This is a genomic window from Zoogloea sp. (genome assembly GCF_044344315.1).
Classification (GTDB): Bacteria; Pseudomonadota; Gammaproteobacteria; order Burkholderiales; family Rhodocyclaceae; genus Zoogloea.
The window spans coordinates 1-20,184 of the sequence record NZ_JBIJDC010000084.1; the positions used below are offsets into that span (position 1 = coordinate 1).

General features: G+C 67.5%; 22 protein-coding genes and 1 pseudogene. 10 read left to right on the forward strand and 13 right to left on the reverse strand.

All coding sequences use genetic code 11. The features are described from left to right. From ACIQ09_RS16125 to uraH, 4 genes and pseudogenes are all read right to left on the reverse strand, one after another. A pseudogene (locus tag ACIQ09_RS16125) lies at positions 1-251 on the reverse strand (allantoinase); the annotation flags it as partial. Between the two features lie 17 nt (positions 252-268). Then, positions 269-790: a 2-oxo-4-hydroxy-4-carboxy-5-ureidoimidazoline decarboxylase gene (uraD, locus tag ACIQ09_RS16130; protein WP_398312060.1), complete on the reverse strand. Its 522-nt coding sequence runs from the start codon at positions 788-790 to the stop codon at positions 269-271. A 7-nt stretch (positions 791-797) separates the two neighbouring features. Then, positions 798-1,991, reverse strand: a complete 1,194-nt coding sequence (locus tag ACIQ09_RS16135) for a urate hydroxylase PuuD (protein WP_398312063.1) — start codon at positions 1,989-1,991, stop codon at positions 798-800. A 35-nt stretch (positions 1,992-2,026) separates the two neighbouring features. Then, on the reverse strand, positions 2,027-2,377 hold the full coding sequence (gene uraH / locus ACIQ09_RS16140) for a hydroxyisourate hydrolase (RefSeq protein WP_398312066.1): 351 nt from the start codon (positions 2,375-2,377) through the stop codon (positions 2,027-2,029). A gap of 121 nt (positions 2,378-2,498) precedes the next feature. Between uraH and ACIQ09_RS16145 the strand changes: the two genes are divergently transcribed. Then, positions 2,499-3,431: a LysR family transcriptional regulator gene (locus tag ACIQ09_RS16145; protein ID WP_398312069.1), complete on the forward strand. Its 933-nt coding sequence runs from the start codon at positions 2,499-2,501 to the stop codon at positions 3,429-3,431. Between the two features lie 112 nt (positions 3,432-3,543). Beyond that, entirely contained in the window at positions 3,544-4,089 is a 546-nt protein-coding gene (locus ACIQ09_RS16150) for an NADPH-dependent FMN reductase (RefSeq protein WP_398312072.1), read from the forward strand. Here the strand turns inward: ACIQ09_RS16150 and ACIQ09_RS16155 are convergent. Genes ACIQ09_RS16155 through ACIQ09_RS16165 form a run of 3 tightly spaced genes read right to left on the reverse strand, consistent with a single transcriptional unit; the run spans position 4,086 to position 6,081 of the window. Continuing rightward, positions 4,086-4,517, reverse strand: coding sequence for a PaaI family thioesterase (locus ACIQ09_RS16155; protein WP_398312075.1), 432 nt, complete (start codon positions 4,515-4,517; stop codon positions 4,086-4,088). The two genes, ACIQ09_RS16150 and ACIQ09_RS16155, sit on opposite strands and share 4 nt — an antisense overlap. Next, positions 4,514-5,149: a 2-hydroxychromene-2-carboxylate isomerase gene (locus ACIQ09_RS16160; RefSeq protein ID WP_398312078.1), complete on the reverse strand. Its 636-nt coding sequence runs from the start codon at positions 5,147-5,149 to the stop codon at positions 4,514-4,516. Before ACIQ09_RS16160 ends, ACIQ09_RS16155 begins: the two co-directional genes overlap by 4 nt. A gap of 11 nt (positions 5,150-5,160) precedes the next feature. Next, on the reverse strand, positions 5,161-6,081 hold the full coding sequence (locus tag ACIQ09_RS16165; protein WP_398312081.1) for a CmcJ/NvfI family oxidoreductase: 921 nt from the start codon (positions 6,079-6,081) through the stop codon (positions 5,161-5,163). A 305-nt stretch (positions 6,082-6,386) separates the two neighbouring features. On the opposite strand from ACIQ09_RS16165, the gene ACIQ09_RS16170 reads away from it, so the two are divergent. Beyond that, positions 6,387-6,527, forward strand: a complete 141-nt coding sequence (locus ACIQ09_RS16170) for a hypothetical protein (RefSeq protein WP_398312084.1) — start codon at positions 6,387-6,389, stop codon at positions 6,525-6,527. Here ACIQ09_RS16170 and ACIQ09_RS16175 read toward each other — a convergent pair. Further along, entirely contained in the window at positions 6,502-7,422 is a 921-nt protein-coding gene (locus ACIQ09_RS16175) for a LysR substrate-binding domain-containing protein (RefSeq protein WP_398312087.1), read from the reverse strand. The two genes, ACIQ09_RS16170 and ACIQ09_RS16175, sit on opposite strands and share 26 nt — an antisense overlap. A 126-nt stretch (positions 7,423-7,548) precedes the next feature. On the opposite strand from ACIQ09_RS16175, the gene ACIQ09_RS16180 reads away from it, so the two are divergent. The 5 genes from ACIQ09_RS16180 to ACIQ09_RS16200 all read left to right on the forward strand — a co-directional run bounded on the left by ACIQ09_RS16180 (position 7,549) and on the right by ACIQ09_RS16200 (position 11,816). Then, complete coding sequence (locus ACIQ09_RS16180) at positions 7,549-8,781, forward strand: MFS transporter (protein ID WP_398312090.1); 1,233 nt, start codon at positions 7,549-7,551, stop codon at positions 8,779-8,781. A 51-nt stretch (positions 8,782-8,832) separates the two neighbouring features. After that, complete coding sequence (locus tag ACIQ09_RS16185; protein ID WP_398312093.1) at positions 8,833-9,666, forward strand: oxaloacetate decarboxylase; 834 nt, start codon at positions 8,833-8,835, stop codon at positions 9,664-9,666. Between the two features lie 429 nt (positions 9,667-10,095). Next, entirely contained in the window at positions 10,096-10,971 is an 876-nt protein-coding gene (locus tag ACIQ09_RS16190; RefSeq protein WP_398312096.1) for a putative RNA methyltransferase, read from the forward strand. Positions 10,972-11,030: 59 nt separating this feature from the next. Then, a complete protein-coding gene (locus ACIQ09_RS16195; RefSeq protein ID WP_398312099.1) occupies positions 11,031-11,390 on the forward strand; it encodes a hypothetical protein in 360 nt (119 codons plus the stop codon). An 18-nt stretch (positions 11,391-11,408) separates the two neighbouring features. Further along, positions 11,409-11,816, forward strand: a complete 408-nt coding sequence (locus tag ACIQ09_RS16200; RefSeq protein ID WP_398312102.1) for a hypothetical protein — start codon at positions 11,409-11,411, stop codon at positions 11,814-11,816. Between the two features lie 93 nt (positions 11,817-11,909). Here ACIQ09_RS16200 and ACIQ09_RS16205 read toward each other — a convergent pair whose 3' ends face one another. Together ACIQ09_RS16205 and ACIQ09_RS16210 are read right to left on the reverse strand one after the other, a co-directional pair. After that, positions 11,910-12,785, reverse strand: coding sequence for an HDOD domain-containing protein (locus tag ACIQ09_RS16205; RefSeq protein ID WP_398312104.1), 876 nt, complete (start codon positions 12,783-12,785; stop codon positions 11,910-11,912). After that, positions 12,782-14,092: a putative bifunctional diguanylate cyclase/phosphodiesterase gene (locus ACIQ09_RS16210; protein WP_398312107.1), complete on the reverse strand. Its 1,311-nt coding sequence runs from the start codon at positions 14,090-14,092 to the stop codon at positions 12,782-12,784. The genes ACIQ09_RS16205 and ACIQ09_RS16210 overlap by 4 nt, the downstream gene beginning before the upstream one ends. Positions 14,093-14,256: 164 nt before the next feature. On the opposite strand from ACIQ09_RS16210, the gene ACIQ09_RS16215 reads away from it, so the two are divergent. Next, a complete protein-coding gene (locus tag ACIQ09_RS16215; RefSeq protein WP_398312110.1) occupies positions 14,257-15,261 on the forward strand; it encodes an AraC family transcriptional regulator in 1,005 nt (334 codons plus the stop codon). Positions 15,262-15,349: 88 nt separating this feature from the next. On the opposite strand, the gene ACIQ09_RS16220 is transcribed toward ACIQ09_RS16215, so the two are convergent. The 3 genes from ACIQ09_RS16220 to ACIQ09_RS16230 are packed head-to-tail and all read right to left on the reverse strand — an operon-like array spanning position 15,350 to position 17,715. Next, positions 15,350-16,060 carry an OmpA family protein gene (locus ACIQ09_RS16220; protein ID WP_398312113.1) on the reverse strand — a complete coding sequence of 237 codons (711 nt, stop codon included), beginning with the start codon at positions 16,058-16,060 and terminating at the stop codon, positions 15,350-15,352. 58 nt (positions 16,061-16,118) lie between these two features. Then, the gene (locus ACIQ09_RS16225; protein ID WP_398312116.1) at positions 16,119-17,009 is read right to left on the reverse strand and encodes a transporter substrate-binding domain-containing protein; all 891 of its coding nucleotides are present in this window, start codon (positions 17,007-17,009) and stop codon (positions 16,119-16,121) included. A gap of 25 nt (positions 17,010-17,034) precedes the next feature. After that, on the reverse strand, positions 17,035-17,715 hold the full coding sequence (locus tag ACIQ09_RS16230; RefSeq protein ID WP_398312119.1) for a DUF3011 domain-containing protein: 681 nt from the start codon (positions 17,713-17,715) through the stop codon (positions 17,035-17,037). Between the two features lie 217 nt (positions 17,716-17,932). Between ACIQ09_RS16230 and ACIQ09_RS16235 the strand changes: the two genes are divergently transcribed. After that, a complete protein-coding gene (locus ACIQ09_RS16235) occupies positions 17,933-20,008 on the forward strand; it encodes a M13 family metallopeptidase (RefSeq protein WP_398312122.1) in 2,076 nt (691 codons plus the stop codon). Positions 20,009-20,184: the final 176 nt, after the last annotated feature.

Genomic DNA, 20,184 nt, shown 5'->3' on the forward strand with positions numbered 1-20,184 from the left:
ACCCCGACCCGCGAGCCGTACTCGTAGACCCCCTCCATCGACAGGTGGCGGTCCGGGTAGCTGGCCGGGTTGAAGAGCTCGGACAGGAACTGCTCGCTGCCGGCGTCGCCATGGAGCACGCAGTTCTCGCCGCCCTCTTCGTAGTTGAGGACGAACTGCACGGCCACCCGGGCCTGGCCGGGCCAGTTGGCGTGGGGCGGATTGCGGCCGTAGCCGACGAGGTCGCGGGGGTAGGCGGGGTCCGGTGACATGGTGGCTCCTTGTGGGGTCAGGCCAGCAGGGCGTCGAGGCGGAAGCGGGCGATCTTGCCGATCTCGGTCAGGCAGGTCTGGAATTCGGTTTGGACATCATGGGCCAGGCGGGTTTCCACGGCATCCATGATCTGGTAGCGGGACAGGCCCTTCACGGCGATCACGAAGGGGAAGCCGAACCGTGCCTGGTAGGCGGCATTGAGCTGGCGCAGGCGGGCCAGCTCGTCGGCGCTGCACTGGTCCAGGCCGGCCCCGCGCTGCTCGCCGGTGGAGGCAGCGGTGAGGGTACCGGCGGCGGCTTCCTTGCCGGCCAGCTCCGGGTGGGCGCGGATCAGGCCGAGCTTTTCCTCGGCGCTGGCGGCATCCAGCACCGCCAGCATGGCAGCATGGAGGGCGTCGATGCTGGCGAAGGGGCGCGCTGCCCAGGCCCGCTCGGGAATCCACGGGGAGTGCTCGAAGATGCCGGCCAGCTGGGCGACAAAGACGTCGCGGGGCTGGGCGGAGAGGGTGGCGAGGGGAGTCTCTTGCATGGATGACATTCCTTGATCAGTCGGCGAGCCGGGCGCCCTGGGCATGCCAGCGGGCGATGAGCTGCCGTTCCGGCTCGGTGATGCCGGTCAGGTTACCCAGGGGCATGTAGCCGCTGGCCACGGTTTCGGCGATCTTGGCGGCATGTTGGCCGATCTGTTCGGGCTGCAGCAAGACCACGCCCTTGGGCGGCTGGGCAAAGCCGGCCTCGGTGGGCGAGTCGGCATGGCAGGCGGTGCAGCGCTGGGCCAGCACCTGGCGCACCGCGGCAAAGCTCACCTTGTCGCCGCCGGCATCCACGGGCTTGGGCGCCATCAGCACCATCAGGGTGGCGATCAGGGCCACACCGGCCGCAGGCAGCCACCATTTCACCTCGCCCCGGTGGCGCAGCACGAAGAACTGCCGGATCAGCACGCCAGCCAGCATCATGCCCACCAGCACCAGCCAGCCATTGGGATGGGAGTAGGTCATGGGGTAGTGGTTGCTGATCATGATGAACAGCACCGGCAGGGTGAAGTAGGTGTTGTGTACCGAACGCTGCTTGCCGATCTGGCCCGGGCGGGTATCCACCGGCAGGCCGTTGCGGATCTGCTCGACCATGCGCTTCTGCCCCGGGATGATGTGGAAGAACACATTGGCCGCCATCATGGTGCCAAGCATGGCGCCCACGTGGATGTAGGCGCCGCGGGCCGAGAAGAGCTGGTGCAGGGCCCAGTCACAGAGCACGACAAAAGCGAACAGCAGGGCCGACATCAGCCCTTCGCGGCCCATCAGTTTGCGGCACAGCAGGTCATACACCACCCAGCCGGCGGCCAGGAAGGCCACCGAGATGCCCACCGCCGCGGCGGGCGTCAGGGCCATCACCTTGGGGTCGATGAGGTAGCTCGACGCGCCGATCCAGTACACCACCGCCAGCAGGCTCATGCCCGACAACCAGGTGGAGTAGGCCTCCCACTTGGACCAGTGCAGGTCGTCGCTGAGGGGTTCGCCCTTGGGGCCGGTGGGGAATTTCTGGCTGCAGTAGAAGCCGCCGCCATGCACCGCCCACAGCTCGCCAAACACGCCGCGGCCCGTGTCGGCGGACTTTTTGGGCGGCTTGAGGGAGTTGTCGAGCATCACGAAGTAGAAGGAGGCCCCGATCCAGGCGATGCCGGTGATCAGGTGGAGCCAGCGCAGGAGCAGGTTGGCCCAGTCGAGGAGATAGGTTTCCATGGCGCGTCAGTCTGTGAGGGAGGGGCGGGCCCGGCTCAACTGCCCCGGTAGGTGGAGTAGCTCCACGGGGACACCAGCAGGGGCACATGGTAGTGCTGGGCCGGGTCGGCCACGCCGAAGCGCAGCGCCACCTCGTCCACGAAAGGCGGCTCGGGCAGGGTGGTGACGAGGGCGCGGAAGTAGTCGCCGGCGGCAAACACCAGCTCGTAGGTGCCCGCCTCGAAGGCCTCGCCCTCGAGCAGGGGGCGGTCGCAGCGGCCGTCATCGTTGGTGACGGTACGCAGCAGCTCGCGCCGGCCACCGTCGAGGCGGAACAGCGTGACGGCGATGCCCTGGCCGGGCCGGCCGTGGGCGGTGTCGAGCACGTGGGTGGTGAGTCGTCCCATGTTTCTGTCTCCTTGTTCTTCACGTTGTGGGATGGAGACGAGTTTAGGACGAGTGACCTTTAAGAAAACAGATATAGCGTTATAAGCTATATATAGATTTCGATATTGTCCTGATGCCACCATGACCGGCCGCCGAAGCGAAGACCAACTCGACACCTACCTGCTGCGCATGTTTTGCCTGCTGATCACCGAGCGCAGCGTGTCGCGCACGGCCCTCAAGCTGAACCAGTCGCAACCGGCGGTGAGCCTGGCCCTGAAGCGCCTGCGCCAGGTGCTCGGCGACCCCCTGCTGGTGCGCGAGAAGAGCGGCATGGTGCCCACCGAGCGGGCCCTGACCCTGCTCTCCCATGCCAAGGGGGCGCTGGCCGAGATCGACCGGATGACCTTCTCGCCGGAGTCCTTCGAGCCCCTCACCAGCCGCTACGAGTTCCGCATCGGCGCGCCCGACTACCTGGCGCCGATCTTCATGGCCAGCGTGGTGGAGCGTATCCGCCGGGAGGCGCCCCATGTGCGCCTGAGCCTGCAGTCCCTGGGGCCGAGCTTCGATTTCGAGCGCTCCCTGGCCGAGGGCGACCTGGACGTGGTGATCGGCAACTGGCCCGAGCCGCCCCACCGCATGCACCTGTCCATGCTGCTGGAGGACGAGGTGGTGTGCCTGGTGTCGTCGGCCCACCCCCTGGCCCGCAAGGGCCTGACGGCCGAGGACTACCAGCGGGCCGTGCACATCGTGCCCATGCCCTACTCCATCAGCCAGCGCGGGGTGGTGGACACCATGCTCGCCACCCACCGCATCAACCGGGACGAGCGGGTGGTGGTGCAGTCCTTCACCTCGGCCCCCTACCTGCTGATCAACAGCGACCTGGTGTTCACCACCACCCGTCACTTCGCCCGTTTCTATGCCGATCTGCTGCCCCTGACCATCATCCCGTCGCCCATCCCCTTCCCGGCGATGCGCTTCTACCTGCTGTGGCACGAGCGCAACCACCTGACTCCGGCCCACCGCTGGATCCGCCGCCTGCTGAGCGAATGCGGACGCCTGATCAAGGGCACTTGAAGCGCGGCCTTGCCCCCCGTCGGCCCTCGCCCTAGCATGGGTCCTGCACCACTCCGCCGGGCCCCTCCTGGCGCCCACGCGAACCTCCACCCCACCAGAGAAGGGAATCAGCATGTCCATCAAACTACTGGGTATTGCCGGCAGCCTGCGCCAGAAATCCACCAACAAGGGCCTGCTGCGGGCCGCCCAGGCCAGCCTGCCCGAGGGCGTGAGCATGGAGATCGCCGAGCTTGGCGACATCCCCTTCTACAACGCCGACATCACCGACAAGCCCGCCGCCGTCAAGCGCGTGCTGGCCCAGATCGCAGCGGCCGACGCCCTGGTGCTGGCCTGCAACGAGTACAACTACTCCCTGGCCCCGGCCCTCAAGAACATCATCGACTGGGCCTCCCGGGAGCCGGACAACGCCCTGCTGGCAGGCAAGGCCGTGGCCATCATGGGGGCCGCCGGCGGCATGGGCAGCTCCCGCGCCCAGTACCACCTGCGCCAGGTCTGCGTGTGCCTCGACCTGCAGCCCCTCAACAAGCCCGAGGTCTTCGCCAATGCCTTTGCCAACACCTTCGATGGGGACGGCAATCTCACCGACGAGCGCCTGGCCAAGCTGGTGAAGGACCAGATGCAGGCCCTCGCCGACAAGGTGACGCGCCTGCGCGCCTAAGCATCCAGGCGCACAAAACTCCCCCGCATGGCGGTGATCAGCCTGCCGTCACCGGCGCGGATGCGCCCGGCGGCGTGGCTCAGCTGCCCGCCCACGCGCACCCAGTCCATCTCGCTCTCCAGCCAGTCACCGGCGGCCACGGCGCCCAGGTAGTCCACCTGCAGGCTGGCGGTGACGAAGCAGGCTTCGGGCGGCAGGCGCCGGGCCAGGTTGCCGGCCAGCCAGACATCCGCCAGGGTGGCGATGAAGCCACCATGCCCCCGCCCGTGGCCATTGCAGTGGGCCGGGCCCAGTTCCACGCGGAAACGCAGGTGGGCGCCGTCCTCCCGGTGGAAGAGCCGGGCAATGGCGGGCAGGAAGCCACCCGCGGCCGGCCAGGGGCGATAGCCCTGGTCCAGCCAGGCCGACTCCCGCGCACTGGGGCTCATCCGCCCGCCCCCAGCGCCGCGGCGCAGGCGAGAGCGTCGTCGAGGCGGTCGTTGCCCCAGAACATCTCGTCGCCGACGAAAAAGGTCGGGGCGCCAAAGATGCCCCGGGTGCGGGCCTCGGCGGTCTGGTCGCGCAAGCGGGCCTTGATCTCATCCGAGCCGGCCCGGGCGAGCAGCTCGGCAGCGGGCAGGCCCAATCCGGTGAGAATGGCGGCGAGGGGCTCGGGGCTGTTGATGTCCTGATCGTGCACGAAGTTAAGCTGCATCACCTGTTGGCAGAAGGCCTCCATCCACGGCGTGTCGGCGCCCTGAATGGCCACCCGCAGGGGCAGCACGCCGAGGCGCGGAAAGCTGCTCGGGCGGGTCCACGGCAGGCCGTACTTGCGGCATTCCCGGGCAATGTCCTGCCACATGTAGGCGCCCTTCTCCTTCTGCAGCACGAAGGGGGAGTTATCCATGCCCAGCTCGTGGAAGATCGGGCCGAGCATGAAGGGCTTCCAGGCGACCTTTACGCCGTGCCGGGCGGCGGCGGCTTCGATGCGCATCACGCTGGGGTAGCTGTAGTTGCTGCCGAACTCGAACCAGAACTCGACAACGGGGGCGGGCGCGGTGGCGCAGGGGGATTGGCTCATGGGGGGCTCCTTCACTCGAAAACGACCAGGCAGCGCACTTCGATGCTCTCCCGGAGGGGGGCGTCGGCGGGGACGTCGGGCAGATCAAAGGCCGAATGGGGCGTGAAGCGTGCCGTGCCGTTGATCTGCGAGTCGTACTGCTTGAAGACCAGGGCCTCGTGACGATCCATGCCGGGGAAGTAGGCCCATTGATGGCGGGCGGCGTGGCGCACCAGATAGATCTCGCCGGTGCGCTCCGGGTAGCGGATCTCGGCGGCCACCAGGTCGCGGGACGACACGGAGCGGGCATCGCAGACGGCCAGGGGCGTATCCACCACCGGCCCGCGGATGGAGCGCCAGATGTTGACGATGGCAAAGCGCTCGACCCGAGCCAGCGCGGCCGGATCGGTGAGCACCAGGTCCAGGCGCCGGCGCCCGGAGGCTTCGCTGTAGTCGTTATGCACGCGGCCCACCGCCGCCGGGTTGCTGCCGTCGCCCTGGCGGCCGAAGCCCAGGGCCGGGCGCCCGGCCTCGCGGCGGCGCACCAGGTGGTCGAAGACCCAGGCCTGGCGGGCCCCGGTGACCCAGCGCGCCAGTTCGGCGGCCTCGGCATAGTAGTAGCGGCGGATCGCCGCCTCGTCGGCAAAGTCGTCCACCGCGCTGGGGGCATCCCACAGCTCGTAGCCCTCCCGATCAATGGACGAACGGGCGGCGGTGGCGCGGGCATCCACCACGTGCATGCGCTGCAGGGCGTACTCGCAGTTTTGCCAGGGTGTTCCCGCCGGTGGCTGGTACATGTAGTTGAAAGGCCGCTCGGGCGTCGCCCCGAGGTAGCCGAAGCTGGCGGGTACCCCGGGCAGGCGCGGCATGGCCGGGGCAAACGGGACGGGCTGAGGGGCGGGCTGGGGGGCCCGATGTCGGGACGTCGGACTATGGGGTGCCTGGAATCGCATGGGAGCTCCTTGTGTGGGCCGGGGCGACGGGGTATCGGATTCGCCATCAGCATGGATGGATGAACCACCCCACCATTCCCTGGCGGGTTGGAGCCCCTATTTGAAGACGATTCCGGGTTCATCTCAAACGACAAATCACCCCGCCTCTCATTCGCCATGGGAATGTGAATAAGCGCCACACCGGGAACTTCCTGCCATTCCGGGGGCGCATGCGGGGCATACCCATTCGGCGCTTGAGACGGAAGCCGTTGGCGCATTCAATACCCCCTGCAGCGGCCCTCCCCAGGCCGCGCGAGGACGCCCCCATGACACGCCCACGCCTCTCCACCCTGGCCCGCCTGCTTGCCAGCACCCTGCTGCTGGCGGGCATCGTGCGCGGCTTCCAGGCCTACCTGCACCCAGACAACATCCTGGCCTGGCTCAACCTTCTCGCCCTGTGCCGCTGAACGCCTCGGCGAGGATCCAGCGCACCACCTCCTCCACCTCGGCCCGGGGCGCCGCCTCGCTGCGCAGCAGCCAGTAGGCATTGGCCGACGCCGGCCCCGGGCGGGGCAGATCGCAGCGGACCAGCCGTCTGTCAGCCAGCGCAAGGCCGATCAGCTCCAGGCGCCCAAGCGCCACGCCCTGACCGGCAATCGCCGCCTGGATCATCTGGTCGTACTGGTTGAAACGCAGCACACCGCGTGGCTTGAGCGTGCCCCAGCCCTGGCTGGCCAGCCACTCGCTCCACTGCAGCCAGGGGCGGTACTCCCCGTCGAATTCCAGCAGCACCTGGTTCGCCAGCAGCTCCGGTGCGCTCAGTGCCCCCAGCCCCAGGGAGGGGTGGGCCACCGGCGCCACCGTCTCGCCAAAAAGGCGGACCGCCCCCTCCGGGGCGGCCTCCGGTGCGCAATAGCGGATGGCCAGGTCCACACCGTCGAAGCGCAAGTCGGCGAGGGTGTTGCTGGCCGACAGGCGCACGTCGATACCTGGATGAGCGCGCAGAAACTCACCCAACCGGGGCAGCAGCCACAGGCCCGCCACGCCGATGCTGGAGGTCACGGTGACGGGCCGGACGGCGGCCGTCACCCGGATTGCGCCGATCACGTCCTGCAACTGCTGGATCACGCCGTCGGCGCTGCGGAACAGACGCTCGCCTTCCGGTGTAAAGGCAATGGAGCGATGCCCACGCACCAGCAAGCGCACCCCGAGCATGTCTTCCAGGGCATGGACCTGGCGGCTCACCGCAGACTGGGTCAGGCACAGGTCATGGGCAGCCAGGGTGATGCTCATGCGGCGGCCCACCGCCACGAAGCCGCGAACCAGATCAAGGGACGGAAGCCGGACAAGCGCGATTGACATTCTTAAACCTCATGCAAACAGATCTGAAAAGTGATTTGAAAGCCCTGCTTAAAGTCAGTCTAATCCCTCCATAAAAGGCCACACAAGAAGATCAGATCAAATGAACAAGCGGAATGCGAGAACACGATGAAACAAGACCGTGCACAAACGTCGTGGTGCTTCCACCCGGTGACCATGGTGGTGGCGGGCGGCCTGGTGATGGGGCTGGCCCTGGGCGTGCGCCATGCCCAGGGGATCTTCCTGGTTCCGGTCACGCTGGAACAGGGCTGGTCGCGGGAAACGTTCGGCTTTGCGATTGCCGTGCAGAACCTGATGTGGGGGCTGGCCCAGCCCTTCACCGGCATGATCGCCGACCGCTTCGGCGCCCGGCGGGTCATTGCCGCGGGGCTGGCCCTTTACGGGGTCGGCCTGTTCGCCATGGCCAATGCGGCCTCGCCCATGGCCTTCACCCTGTCGGCCGGGGTGTGCATCGGCATTGCCCTGTCGGCGACCTCCTTCGGAGTGGTGTACGGGGCCCTCAGCCGCCTGATGCCACCCGCCCGGCGCAACTGGGCCCTGGGCCTGGCCGGGGCCGTGGGCGGGCTGGGCCAGTTTTTTCTGGTGCCGACGGCCCAGGGGCTGATCGACAGCCTGGGCTGGGCCGGCGCGCTGCTGGCCCTGGCGCTCCTGTGTGCGCTGCTGCTGCCCTGTGCCTGGCCCCTCGACGACCAGCCCGGCCAGGCGGGGATGCACGAGCAGAGCCTTCGCGCCGCCCTGGCCGAAGCCTTCCGCCACCGGGGCTTCTGGCTGCTCAACTTGGGCTTTCTGGCCTGCGGATTCCAACTGGCCTTCATCGCCGCCCACCTGCCCGCCTACCTTCAGGACAAAGGCCTGCCAGCCAGCACCGCAGTGGCCGGGCTGGCGGTGATTGCCCTGAGCAATGTGGTCGGGACCTACCTCTGCGGCCTGCTGGGCGGGCGGTTCCGGCGCAAATACCTGCTGTGCGGCATCTATCTGCTGCGCTCGGCGGCCATGGCCCTGTTCGTCCTGCTGCCCCTGAGCAGCGGAAGCCTGTACCTGTTCTGCGCCGTCATGGGTCTGGTCTGGCTGGGCACGGTGCCCCTGACCAACGGATTGGTGGCGCAGGTCTTCGGGCTGCGTTATCTGACCACCCTGTTCGGCTTTGTCTTCTTCGGCCATCAGCTCGGAGCGTTCTTCGGGGTGTGGCTGGGTGGCTACGTGTTTGATGTGACACGATCCTATGACCTGATCTGGGGGGTCGGCATTGCCCTGGGGGTGATGGCTGCCGCCCTGCACTACCCGATCAACGACAGGGAGATCCTGCGCCCCGGGCCCATGCCCGTGCCCGCGATAAGCTGAACACCCCCCGCCCTCTTCGTCTCCTTCCCCCCAACCAGGACCACCACGACCATGAACGACACCCTCTCCGCCCGGGCCCTCGCCTTCAGGCAACTCCACACCGACCCGGGATGCTTCGTCATCCCCAACCCCTGGGATGTCGGCTCGGCCCGGCTGCTGGCCCAGATGGGCTTCAAGGCCCTGGCCTCGACGGGGGCCGGTCACGCCTTCTCCTGCGGGCTGTGCGATGGCGCCGTCGGCCGCGAACGCATGCTGGCGCACCTGCGGCAGATGGCTGACGCCACCGACCTGCCCCTCAGCGCCGACCTGGAGAATGGCTTCGGCCCGGAGCCCGAGACCGTGGCCAACACTATCCGGCTGGCCGCCACGACAGGCATCGTCGGAGCGTCCATCGAGGACGGCAGCGGCGACCGCCATGCTCCCATCCTCCCGCTGGCCCTGGCCACCGACCGTATCCGCGCCGCCGTGGAAGCCGCCCGCGCCCTGCCCTTCCCCTTCACGCTGACCGCCCGGGCCGAGAACTACTTCGTCGGCCAACCCGACCTCGCCGACACCATCCAGCGCCTGCAGGCCTACCAGGAGGCCGGGGCCGACGTGCTCTTCGCCCCCGGCCTGCGCACCCGCGAGGACATCGCCGCCGTGCTGAGCGCGGTAGACCGGCCCGTGAACGTGCTGATGGGCCTGGATGGCGTGACGCTCACCGTGGCCGACCTGGAGGCCATGGGGGTCAAGCGGATCAGCGTCGGCGGCTCCTTCGCCCGGGCCGCCTACGGCGCCTTCCTGCGGGCCGCGCGGGAAGTACAGGAGCACGGCAGCTTCAGCTACACCAACGAGGCCATCAGCGGCCGGGACATCACCCGCCTGCTGCGCGGCACGCGGAGCTGACAATCCACGCCCGATGCGGCCTCTCCTGCAGGCACGTCCTACGGGACGACGTGTAGGGGAGACTTGTCGGGGCGACTTGTAGGGGCGACTTCAGTCGCCCATCCGCGCATTGCTCACAGACAAGCCCTTGATCGAAGTCCGCGGGCGACTGAAGTCGCCCCTACGGTCCCTCCAGCCACCGTCAGTACCTTCCAGACCATCGGGCGATCTGACCGAGGGAACCCAGATTGGCCGAGAGGGTGCGCTGTTGTGGGGTCGAGTTCATTCAGCCCCGGCGCACAGCCCACCGACAGACACCAGGCGCGTCCGCGGGCGGGAGAATGCCCCGCCGGATGACGGCCCTTTGCCGGGCCGCTGCGCACGGCCGGCAATCGCGCTACCATCCGCTCCGCCATGCCCCAGAGCACACCCTCCGCGCGCAGCCCGTTCATGACCAGCCCTCCGATCACCCCCTTCCCGGCACTCGCCTGCCCGCTGGACGGTGGCGCCCTGCAGCGCCACGGCACGAGCTGGCGCTGTGCGGCCGGCCACAGTTTCGACGTTGCCAGCCAGGGTTACACCCACCTGCTGCCGGTGCAGAACAAGCGCTCCCGCGATCCGGGTGACAGCAAGGAGATGATCGCCGCGCGCCGGCGCTTCCTGGAAACCGGCGTCTATCAACCCATCGCCGACGCCGTGGCCGAAGCCACCCTGGCCGACCTGGCCCCGGGCACCACCGCCAGCTGTCTCGATGCCGGCTGCGGCGAGGGCTATTACCTGCGCCAGCTCATCGCCGCCGCCACGCAGCGCAATCAGGCCCTGGCCCTGCTCGGCCTCGACATCTCCAAATGGGCCGTGCTCGCCGCGGCCAAGCAGGACAGGCACACCCAGTGGGTCGTCGGCAGCAACGCCAACCTGCCGGTGCTGCCCGGCACCCTCGACCGGGTCCTGTGCATGTTCGGCTTCCCGGTGTACCCGGAATTTGCGCGGGTGCTGAAACCCGGCGGCCAGCTGCTCCAGGTGGACGCCGGGCCCGACCACCTGCGCGAGCTGCGCGAGATCATCTACCCCAGCCTCAAACCCGAGCGCCCCGCCGACCCGACGGCACCTGCCGGCTTCACGGCCCTGCCGCCCGGCGAGCCCATCCGCTACACCCTGACCCTGTCCAGCCCGGCCCGGATCGCCGACCTGCTGGTGATGACCCCGCACCTCTACCGCGCCAGCGCCGAAGGCCGTGCCCGGGCCGCCGCCCTGGAAAGCCTGAGCCTGACGGTGGATGTGCGCCTGACGCGCTTCGCGCGAAGCGGCAAGCGCGCCAGGGGCTGAGCAGACCGCCCCCGAACCCGCTACAGTCCAGACCTGAACCTCCCCTCCCTACCTCAGCCATGAATCCCGACCTGCAGACACTCCCCACCGACACCATCAACTTCAAGGACATGGACAAGGGCTACGCGCCCTTCGCAGAGGCCTTGCACACGCTGGGCTTCGATTGGCAGATCAGCAAGACGGAGGACCTCAAGGGCTGGTTCGAGGTGCACGGCGCCGAAGCCCGCATGTGCTTCCGCATGCCGGCCACCGGCGACACCCAGCGCGGCGTGGAAGTCACCGAACAGTCGGTCATCTCAGACCTCTGGTCCGGCGTCAGCGAAAGCCTCGCCCTCTTCCGCCAGAAGCAGCCCGGCAAGCTGATCAAGGTGCGCAGCATGCAGCTGGAAGGCAGCACCCTGCGCTTCACCGTGTCATAAGCAATCAGGAGAACGGACTTGACCGAGCAGATCACCCGGGTTTTCGAGCACGACGACTTCGCCATCTGGCACGTCCCCCAGGCCAATGGCTACGTGTATGAAGCCGCCGGCATCGTGGTGGATGAACACAGCTATGAAGACTGCCCCTTTGAGGCCACCTACGAGGACGCGCTGAACGCCGCCTGCGAACTTTACGATGTGGAAGTGGGCAGCCTCAGCCAGCCCTTGCCGGTGGTGTATGCCAACACCGTGTTCAAGGTCTACGAGACGCCGGCGGGGGAGTTCCTGTACGCCCTCTGCGACGACGAATTTGCCGAAGCGCCCACCGACCAGAACTTCGCAGCCCACCCCGGTGAGCGCTACAAGAGCCGCGACGCCGCCGTGATCGCCGCCTTCGAGAAGGATCTGGCGCTGCGCATGGGCTGACCCCGGAACAACCGAGTCCACGGGCAGGCTCAAGCCGCCACGGGATTCAGCCGCCTGTCGCGTCAAGCCGGACGCCCACAGCCCGAACCGGTCTCACTCCACGGCCTGAAGGAGCGGCGCGGCGGCGCAGCGATATGCCTCAAGAGTCCCATCGTCGAGCTTGAGAAGCGCCCTGCACGCCGGGCCGAGCTTGGTCCATTCCTCGCTGCGGCTGCCGCCCGTGAGCGCCTGGACGAGGTATTCCGCCGTCTGGGCGATGGCCACCAGGTGCCGGCCCGGACACCGCAGCGGTGACACCTCAGCCTCCAGGGCGGGGAGGCTGTGGTGGTGACGGATGGCCATGCAGATCTCGCCCGGCAGCCACCAGTTCTGGGCCAGCAGGCTGCCAATGACCGTATGGTCGGTGGGCAGTGCGGCCTGCTCGATGGCGGTGAACGGTGCCTCGCGATCGCTGTTGGCCTGGGCCAGAACGGTCTGGTAGTCAGGAAAGCGCCGTAGCAGGATGACGATGCCGCAGTCCCGGAACAGTCCGAAGGTGTAGGCGTCGTCGGCCCGTACGCCGGGCACCCGCAGCTGCTGGGCGAGCCAGCCGGACAGGGTGGCGACGCTCGCCGAGGCGTGCCAGAAGCGCTCATAGCGGGCGCTATCGGGAAAGGCGCGGCGCAGGCTGATGGCGGCAATGGCCCGGCAGCTCACGTCGAGGCCCAGCATGGTGAGGGCCTCGTGGACCGAACGCGCGCGCCGGCCGAAGCCGAAGCAAGGCGAATTGGCTGTCTTGATGAGCCCGGCGGCCAGACTCACATCGCGGCTGATGAGCCCGGCGATCCCGCGGAGATTGGGGGCATCGCTGTTCATCTCGGCATGGATACGGTCGATCACCGTCGGCCGCGGCGGGATGTCGATGTCGTGGATGCTCTGCTGGAGCACGCCATCCACCGTTGGCGTCCGTGGGTCGTCTTGACGGGTCATGTGTTCTTCCTCAGTTTGAGCCAGGTCAGCAATGCGTCTTCGGGCATGGGGCGGGCAATGGCGAAGCCCTGCAGGGCGTCAACGCCCGCCTGCTCCAGGGCCTTCCACTGGCCCTCGGTCTCAACCCCCTCGGCCACCACCACCATGCCCAGCTCGCGCCCCATCTGGGTGGCGGCCTTCACGACGGCCAGGGCGCGCTGGTCGGCGGGCAGCACCTGAATGAAGGACTTGTCGAGCTTGAGCTTGGTGGCCGGCAGGTCCTTCAGGCTCGACAGGCTGGAGAAGCCCGTGCCGAAATCATCAATGGCCAGCCCGACCCCAGTCTCGCGGGCGCGCCGCAGGTTGTCCTGGACGACATCGTCGAGCTCCATCGCCAGCGATTCGGTGAGCTCCAGTTCGAGCAGCTCGGGGCTGATGTTTGCGCACAGCAGCGCGCCGTGCAGGGCAGGCAGAAAGGCCGGCGAGGTCAGCTGGGCCCGGGAGACATTGATGGCCACCTTCGTCGGCAGGCCTTCGTCGCGCAAGCGAGCGGCAAAACGCGCCCCCTGCAGCAGGCTCCATTCCCCCAGGCGGATGATCAGTCCGGTTTTTTCCGCGACAGAGATGAAGCGGTCGGGCATCAGGCGCCGCCCGAAGACCGTGCAGCGCATCAGGGCCTCAACGGCCTCGATGCGTCCATCCCGGGACAGGATGGGCTGATATTCAAGCAGCAGGCCACCGCTATCGAGGGCGGCATGGAGGTCCGCCTCCATGGCCAGCTCCTCGCGGGCCAGGGAGGTACCGTGATGGCCGGGCAGCACTTCACCGGCGGCCATGGCCAGCCGGCCGCCCCCCTGGCGCTTGGCCTCACCCATGGCCCGATCGGCGCGCTCCAGCAAGGACAGGCCGTCGTCACCGGGCTGCAGCATGGCAACCCCGATGCTGGCCGACGGGTGGATCAGCAGTTCATCGACGCACAGGGATTGCTCGATGGTGACGAGCAGCAGGCGTCCAAAGGCTTCGGCGACGGGGCGGTCTTCGCCGCTCAGCATGACGACGAATTCATCGCTGCCCATACGAGCCAGAACATGTCCGCCCGCAGGCAGCACCATGCGCATGCGCCCGGCCACCCGGGCAATCACCTCGTCACCGGCGGCGTGACCGAAGGACGCATTGATCTGGCGGAATCGATCGAGATCGATCCACAGGGCGGCGAGGGGCAGCGCCTTGCTCTCGGCAGCGGCGAGCATCCGGTGTGCGGCATGCAGGCAACTGCGACGATCGAGGAAGCCGGTGATGGGGTCGATAACAGCGTGCTTGTCGGGCATGGTCAGGGTATCCCGGAATGAAACACAGGGCCTGCCCCCTCTCACTCTGGTCGGAGGGTGCGAGGGGGCAGGCATCAGGATAGGAAACCCCACCCCGAAGAGCTTGACGCCCCCCGCCATTCGCATGACCATCTCCGCCAAAGGGTGAAATTCAAGGACATGACATGGCGCGGGAGACCTCCCTGGCAACCGTCTGGCTGATGATGTTGCGGATGATGGAAGCTCAGGGTGTGGACGTGACCCGCGTGTTGCGCGAGGTGGGCGTATCCGAAGGCGTGCTGCGCCAGCCCAATGCCCGCCTGCCCAGCCGGCTGACCGACGTTGTCTTCGCGAAAGCCATGGAGGTCATTCCCGACCCGGCCTTCGGCCTGCGCTCCGCCGAGTACTGGCACCCCTCCAACCTCGGCACCCTCGGCTTCGCCTGGTTGTCATGCGCGACCCTGCGCCGGGGTCTGCTGCGCATGGAGCGCTATGCCCGGATACTCGGCAACCGCTTCACCTACACCTGTGTAAGCCAGCCGAACGGACTGCGCTTCATCTACGACCACGGCCGCGGCGAGGACCCGGTGGGCTGGCCCATCGCCGACTTTGCTCTGTCTATCCTGGTGGATATGTGCCGCACCAACTTCGGGGCACGCCTTGCCCCGCTGCGGGTGTGTCTGCGCCGCCCCGAGCCGGCCGACACGGGCCCCTACACAGCCTTCTTCGGTGGCGAGGTGTGTTTCGGGCAGGCCGAGGACAGCTTTCTCATCGACATGCTCACGGCAGACACGCCGCTGCCCACCGCCAACACCGCCCTCGCTGCCACCTTCGATGGCATTCTCGCCGGGCAGTTGAACGAACTCGTGGCCGATGATCTGGTGACCCGCTGCCGCGCCTGGCTACTGCATCACCTGACCTCCGGCGAGCCCTCGGAAGCCGAAATGGCCGACGCCATGGGCTTGAGCCGCCGCAGCATGCAGCGACGCCTGAACGAACAGGGGTGGTCTTACAAGCGGGTGGTGGATGACACGCGGGCTGAACTGGCCCGACGCTACATGGGCGACCGCAGCAAGAGCCTCACCGAGATCGCCTTCCTGCTCGGCTTCTCGGAGCAGAGCGCCTTCTCCCGGGCATTCAGGCGCTGGACCGGGCTGGCCCCCAGGGCATTCCGCCTGCTACAGGCCTGAAGACGACGCCCGGGCGCACGGGCCTGGGCGTGCTGGCGGCAGGGAAAAGCGGCCCACCACCGACGGGGGCGGGCCGCAAGTGACGGGATCAGAGGCGATCAGCCGGACGGGCAGGCGCCCCCCCTGCCGGCGCGGCGGGCGCTGCGCTCTCCGCCACGAAGATCTCGACCCGCCGATTGCGGGCACGACCGCTGTCGGTGGCGTTGTCGGCAATCGGCTCCTGGGAACCACGCCCGTCAATGGAAATGCGGGACGATTCGACGCCGTGATGGCTCAGGTAGGTGCGCACGCTGGCCGCGCGGTTAACCGACAAGGGATTGTTGATGGCATCCGACCCGGTGCTGTCGGTGTGCCCGACAACCCGCACCGTGGTGGCGGGATTGGCCTTCAGCGTCTCGGCGAAGCGGGTCAGGATGGGGGCGAGATTGCTTTTGATCTCGGCATGTCCGCTGTCGAAGGACACATCGCTGGGCACTTCGATCTTCAGCTGGTTGTCCGCGGTCTGGGTCACGGCGATGCCGGTACCCGCCGTCGCGGCCTCCATCTCGGCCTTCTGCTTCTGCATGTGGGACGACCACATATAGCCCCCCAGCGCCCCGATCGCGGCGCCGATGGCGGCATCGCGCCCCCTGTGACTGCCGCCGGTGGCACCGGAAATCACGGCCCCCAGGGCTGCGCCTGCACCGGCACCGGCGGCCGTGCTGCCCGCCTTGCTGTCAGCCAGGTTGGCACACCCGGACAGGCTCAGGCTGGAGAGCGCAACAGCACCGGCAAGGCCCACACATGCAAATCTCTTCATTTCCATCAATCACTCCTTGGGAATCTCAAACAGGCGCAGTCGGCCGCAGCCCCTGCGCTCACTTTCGGTCAATCTGGTCGGCCCAGGCAAAACTGCCAAACCAGTAGTCGCGACGGGACTTCAACCAGCCGGTTTCATTACGGTAGCGGATCCAGCTCTCCAGGTAGGCGAGGATGTCGGCATCGCCTCGCGGCGTGACAAAAGACTCGCTGCGGGTGGCGATGGCACTGCCCACCGGCAGGAAGATCCGGTCACCGGCCACATGCACCAGGAACTCGGGCCGGGGCGACATGCTGATGCCGGCCTCGATACCGCCGGTTTCAACCGCGTCAGCCAGGTCGGCATAGCGCTCGAAGGTGCGGATCCGCGCCAGCGGAAAGGCCTTGGGTGCGAAGGCCTCACCCGGGCTGCCCTTGAGCACCCCCAGGGTCACGTCGGCCTGCCGGTAGGCAGCCACATCCGTCCGCCCGGCCGCCCGCGCCCTACTCGCGAACAGGCGCATCGTGGCCTCGGAGTAGGGCTGGGTGTAGTTGACCACCAGCGCACGCTGGGGCGAGAACCACAACCCGGCCGCCCCGATGTCCGCGTGGCCGGCAGCCACATCGTCGGCGATGCCCGTCGCTGAAGCACGCACGAGTTCCAGCCGGACCCCCAGATCGGACGCCAGCGCCCGGGCCACGTCCACCTCGAACCCGGCCAGCTGGCCGCTACGGTCCGTGAAGGTCCAGGGAATCTGCTCCACCACGCCGACCCGCAAGACACCGGCGCGCCGCACCTGATCGAGCAGGCTGCGGGCCGGGGGCAGTTTCACCTTTCCGGGCCTGGCCTGGGCGGTGACAGCGGTGGGCTCGGGCGCCTGGGCGGCAGCCGGCACCGCCAGCATTACGAGCATGGCAATACCGCCCCCCAGCACAGCCAGCAGGGACTTCTTCAGGTATTGATCAAACATGGTTACTCCTCGGGGAACGGGGGGATCAGCGGTCCCGGTAGAAATCGATGATGTTGCCCTGCTCATCCAGGTCGGACAGACGCAGCCCGGTGTCGGTGCGGGAGAGCCGGAAGCGCTGGCCGCTGTCCAGGGTCACGGTGTCGCCGGCCACCGAACCGTAGTGGGTCCGTCCCTGCATATCGGCCTTCACACGGCCCCCCGACCCCAGCGCCAGCACCACCTCGGCGCGCCGCCGCGGGTTGTAGCCGTGATAGTTGCCGACGGCCCAGGTGGGCACGCTGCTACTACTTCCGGAAGACCAGCCGTCGCCGTCCGAACCCACCGCGGCACCGGAATCCCCCTCGCTCTTCTTGCTGTTGAGCAGTATCGCGCCGAGCACGGCCAGGCCGACGGCACCGGCGACGATGGCGGTCTTGTTGCCACCGTGCTTGCCGTGGCCATCGTCCTCCACGCGAAAACGGCCGTTGCAGCCGTTGTCCACCCAGATCCCGTCGCGCTCCACACCCCACGAACGGCCCTCCTCGCAGGAGGCAAAACTCAGCTGCCGCTGCAACTCCACGTCGCCATGGGAGCCCGTGGAGCAGAAGTTGTAGCGCCCATGGACGCTGCCACATTCGACCTCCCGATGCCCGGCAAAGGACGGCGTGATCCAGGTACATAAAAGCGTGGCCACCAGGGGCCTGACGACGGGCTTCCAGCAGTTCATGAGCACCTCGACAAAAATGACGTGAGCAGAAAACGCCAGGAAGTATATGCCGCCACCTGGACACGGGAAATGGCGGGTTACGACAAAATACATGGCAGATGGCGGATGGGTGCGGCCATGCCATGAAGGTGTAAAAACGATGAAATCAATTCCCGACAATCCGGGAAACAGACATGCAGGTAGTATTCCGGCATCGCATCCAGAAAGGCCCTGCACCATGACTTTCGACCCTGCCCCCCTGAGCGCCCTGCGTACTTCCCTGCTGTCCATCGCTGCAATTCTGCTGTGCAGCGCACCGGCCCACGCCGACACCGCGAACGGCAAACCCATGTTCGGCCAATGGGGTGTCGAGACCCAGTATTTCGCCCCCGAGATCAAGGCCGGGGATGACTTCTACCGCCACGTCAATAAGGGCTGGCTGGCGTCCGCCAAGATCCCCGCCGGCATCCCGATGAACGGCGCCTTCGTCGATCTCACCCTGCGCACCGAGCAACAGATCCAGACCCTCATCGACGAGCTGCGCGCCAACCCGCCCGCCGCCGCCACCACCGAACAGCAGATCGCCGATCTCTACGCGAGCTACATGAACGTGGAGCGGCGTAACGCCCTGGGCGCGAGCCCGCTCCAGGCCACCGTGGCGGAGATCCTCAAGGTGAGCGACAAACGGGAGTTTGCCCGCCGCATGGGCGGCATCGGCTACACGTCCGTCGCCGACCTCTCCATCCAGCAGGACCCGAGCAACCCCGATCGCTACGTGCTGTTTGTCGAACAGGGCGGGCTGGGCTTGCCCGGGCGTGACTATTACCTGAAGACCGAGGCCCCCTACGACGGCTTCCGCAGCGCCTACCTGGACTACATCGCCGGGGTATTCCGCCGCGCTGGCATCGCCGACGGCGAGTCCAGGGCCAAGGCCATACTGGCCTTCGAGACCCGCCTGGCCAAAGTGCACTGGACACCGGAACAGTCCCGCGACCCGCTCAAGACCAATCACCTCATGTCCACCCGCGAGCTCGGCCGCTATGCGCCCGGCTTCGACTGGCAGGCCTTCCTGAACGGCGCAGGCTTCGGCGATGCGCAGCGCGTCAATCTGACCAGTGACACGGCCCTGCGCAACATCGCCGCCGTGTACGCCAAGACGCCGCTGGAAACCTTGCAGGCCTATTCGGCCTTCCATTACCTGAACAACCGGGCACCCCTGCTGTCGGCCGAGTGGGTCGATGCCCACTTCGACTTCTTCCAGCGCAAGCTCGGCGGCATCGAGCAGCAGCGCCCCCTCGACAAGCAGGCACTCGACTTTCTCAGCACGCCGCCGATCGCCGAGCAGGTCGGCAAACTGTATGCGGCCCGCTATTTCCCGGCGGAATCCAAGGTGGCCATGCAGAAGCTGGTGGCCTTCCTCCGCGCCGCCTTCCGCGAGCGCCTGGCCCAGTCGGAGTGGATGGATGCACCCACGCGCAAGGCGGCGATTGCCAAGCTCGATGCCATCACCGTCAAGATCGGCTACCCGGACCAATGGGATGACTTCAGCTCGGTCCGCGTCAGCAAGGACGACCTGCTGGGCAACATGATCCGCTACGAGGAATGGCGCCTGGCCGACAGCCAGGCCATGCTGAAAGGCCCGGTGCGCAAATGGGCCTGGACGCCGGAGACCATGCCGCACGTGATCAATGCCTATTACACGCCCGCCGCCAACGAGATCGTGTTTCCCGCCGCCATCCTGCAGCCCCCCTTCTTCGACCCCAAGGCCGACCCGGCCGTCAACTTTGGTTCCATCGGCATGGTGATCGGCCACGAGATCAGCCATGGCTTTGACGACCAGGGCAACCGCTACGACGGCAGAGGCGCCCTGCGCAATTGGTGGACCGAGAAATCCCGCCGCGACTTTGAGCGTCGCGCCAAGCAGCTGGTGGCTCAGTACGACCGCTTCTCGCCGCTGCCGGGCCTGAATGTCAGCGGGCAACTGACCCTTGGCGAGAACATCGGCGACCTGGGCGGCATGGCCATCGCCTGGACCGCCTATCAGAAGCTGATCGCCAGCGAGTACGGCGGCAAGGCACCCGTCATCGACGGTTACACGGGCAACCAGCGCTACTTCCTCGGCTACGCCCAACTGTGGCGCAGCCTGTTCACCGATGGCTTCCTGCGCCGCATCACCCTGACCGACGCCCACAGCCCCGGTGAATTCCGCGTCAATGGCATCCTGCGCAATTTCGACCCCTGGTACGAGACCTTTGGCGTCACCCCCGCCAACGCCCTCTACCTGCCACCGGCCCAACGGGTGAGGATCTGGTAAGCGGGTCGGGCGCGCGTCCATCGCCCCCCGCGCCCGTCTGCCACCCCATGACCTGACGACAGCGGGAGAGCCCGTAGGGTTGAATAAACCTGAAAAGCTCAGTCCCGCAGTCGGAGCGCTCCCGTAGGGGCGATTTGTAGGGGCGACTTCAGTCGCCCGCCACGCGTCGATCACAG

Bases quoted from the DNA above. Each gene is read 5' to 3' on its own strand.
- uraD (WP_398312060.1), bottom strand. From the start codon at position 790: ATGTCATCCATGCAAGAGACTCCCCTCGCCACCCTCTCCGCCCAGCCC.
- ACIQ09_RS16135 (WP_398312063.1), bottom strand. From the start codon at position 1,991: ATGGAAACCTATCTCCTCGACTGGGCCAACCTGCTCCTGCGCTGGCTC.
- uraH (WP_398312066.1), bottom strand. From the start codon at position 2,377: ATGGGACGACTCACCACCCACGTGCTCGACACCGCCCACGGCCGGCCC.
- ACIQ09_RS16145 (WP_398312069.1), top strand. From the start codon at position 2,499: ATGACCGGCCGCCGAAGCGAAGACCAACTCGACACCTACCTGCTGCGC.
- ACIQ09_RS16150 (WP_398312072.1), top strand. From the start codon at position 3,544: ATGTCCATCAAACTACTGGGTATTGCCGGCAGCCTGCGCCAGAAATCC.
- ACIQ09_RS16155 (WP_398312075.1), bottom strand. From the start codon at position 4,517: ATGAGCCCCAGTGCGCGGGAGTCGGCCTGGCTGGACCAGGGCTATCGC.
- ACIQ09_RS16160 (WP_398312078.1), bottom strand. From the start codon at position 5,149: ATGAGCCAATCCCCCTGCGCCACCGCGCCCGCCCCCGTTGTCGAGTTC.
- ACIQ09_RS16165 (WP_398312081.1), bottom strand. From the start codon at position 6,081: ATGCGATTCCAGGCACCCCATAGTCCGACGTCCCGACATCGGGCCCCC.
- ACIQ09_RS16170 (WP_398312084.1), top strand. From the start codon at position 6,387: ATGACACGCCCACGCCTCTCCACCCTGGCCCGCCTGCTTGCCAGCACC.
- ACIQ09_RS16175 (WP_398312087.1), bottom strand. From the start codon at position 7,422: ATGTCAATCGCGCTTGTCCGGCTTCCGTCCCTTGATCTGGTTCGCGGC.
- ACIQ09_RS16180 (WP_398312090.1), top strand. From the start codon at position 7,549: ATGAAACAAGACCGTGCACAAACGTCGTGGTGCTTCCACCCGGTGACC.
- ACIQ09_RS16185 (WP_398312093.1), top strand. From the start codon at position 8,833: ATGAACGACACCCTCTCCGCCCGGGCCCTCGCCTTCAGGCAACTCCAC.
- ACIQ09_RS16190 (WP_398312096.1), top strand. From the start codon at position 10,096: ATGACCAGCCCTCCGATCACCCCCTTCCCGGCACTCGCCTGCCCGCTG.
- ACIQ09_RS16195 (WP_398312099.1), top strand. From the start codon at position 11,031: ATGAATCCCGACCTGCAGACACTCCCCACCGACACCATCAACTTCAAG.
- ACIQ09_RS16205 (WP_398312104.1), bottom strand. From the start codon at position 12,785: ATGACCCGTCAAGACGACCCACGGACGCCAACGGTGGATGGCGTGCTC.
- ACIQ09_RS16210 (WP_398312107.1), bottom strand. From the start codon at position 14,092: ATGCCCGACAAGCACGCTGTTATCGACCCCATCACCGGCTTCCTCGAT.
- ACIQ09_RS16215 (WP_398312110.1), top strand. From the start codon at position 14,257: ATGGCGCGGGAGACCTCCCTGGCAACCGTCTGGCTGATGATGTTGCGG.
- ACIQ09_RS16220 (WP_398312113.1), bottom strand. From the start codon at position 16,060: ATGAAGAGATTTGCATGTGTGGGCCTTGCCGGTGCTGTTGCGCTCTCC.
- ACIQ09_RS16225 (WP_398312116.1), bottom strand. From the start codon at position 17,009: ATGTTTGATCAATACCTGAAGAAGTCCCTGCTGGCTGTGCTGGGGGGC.
- ACIQ09_RS16230 (WP_398312119.1), bottom strand. From the start codon at position 17,715: ATGAACTGCTGGAAGCCCGTCGTCAGGCCCCTGGTGGCCACGCTTTTA.
- ACIQ09_RS16235 (WP_398312122.1), top strand. From the start codon at position 17,933: ATGACTTTCGACCCTGCCCCCCTGAGCGCCCTGCGTACTTCCCTGCTG.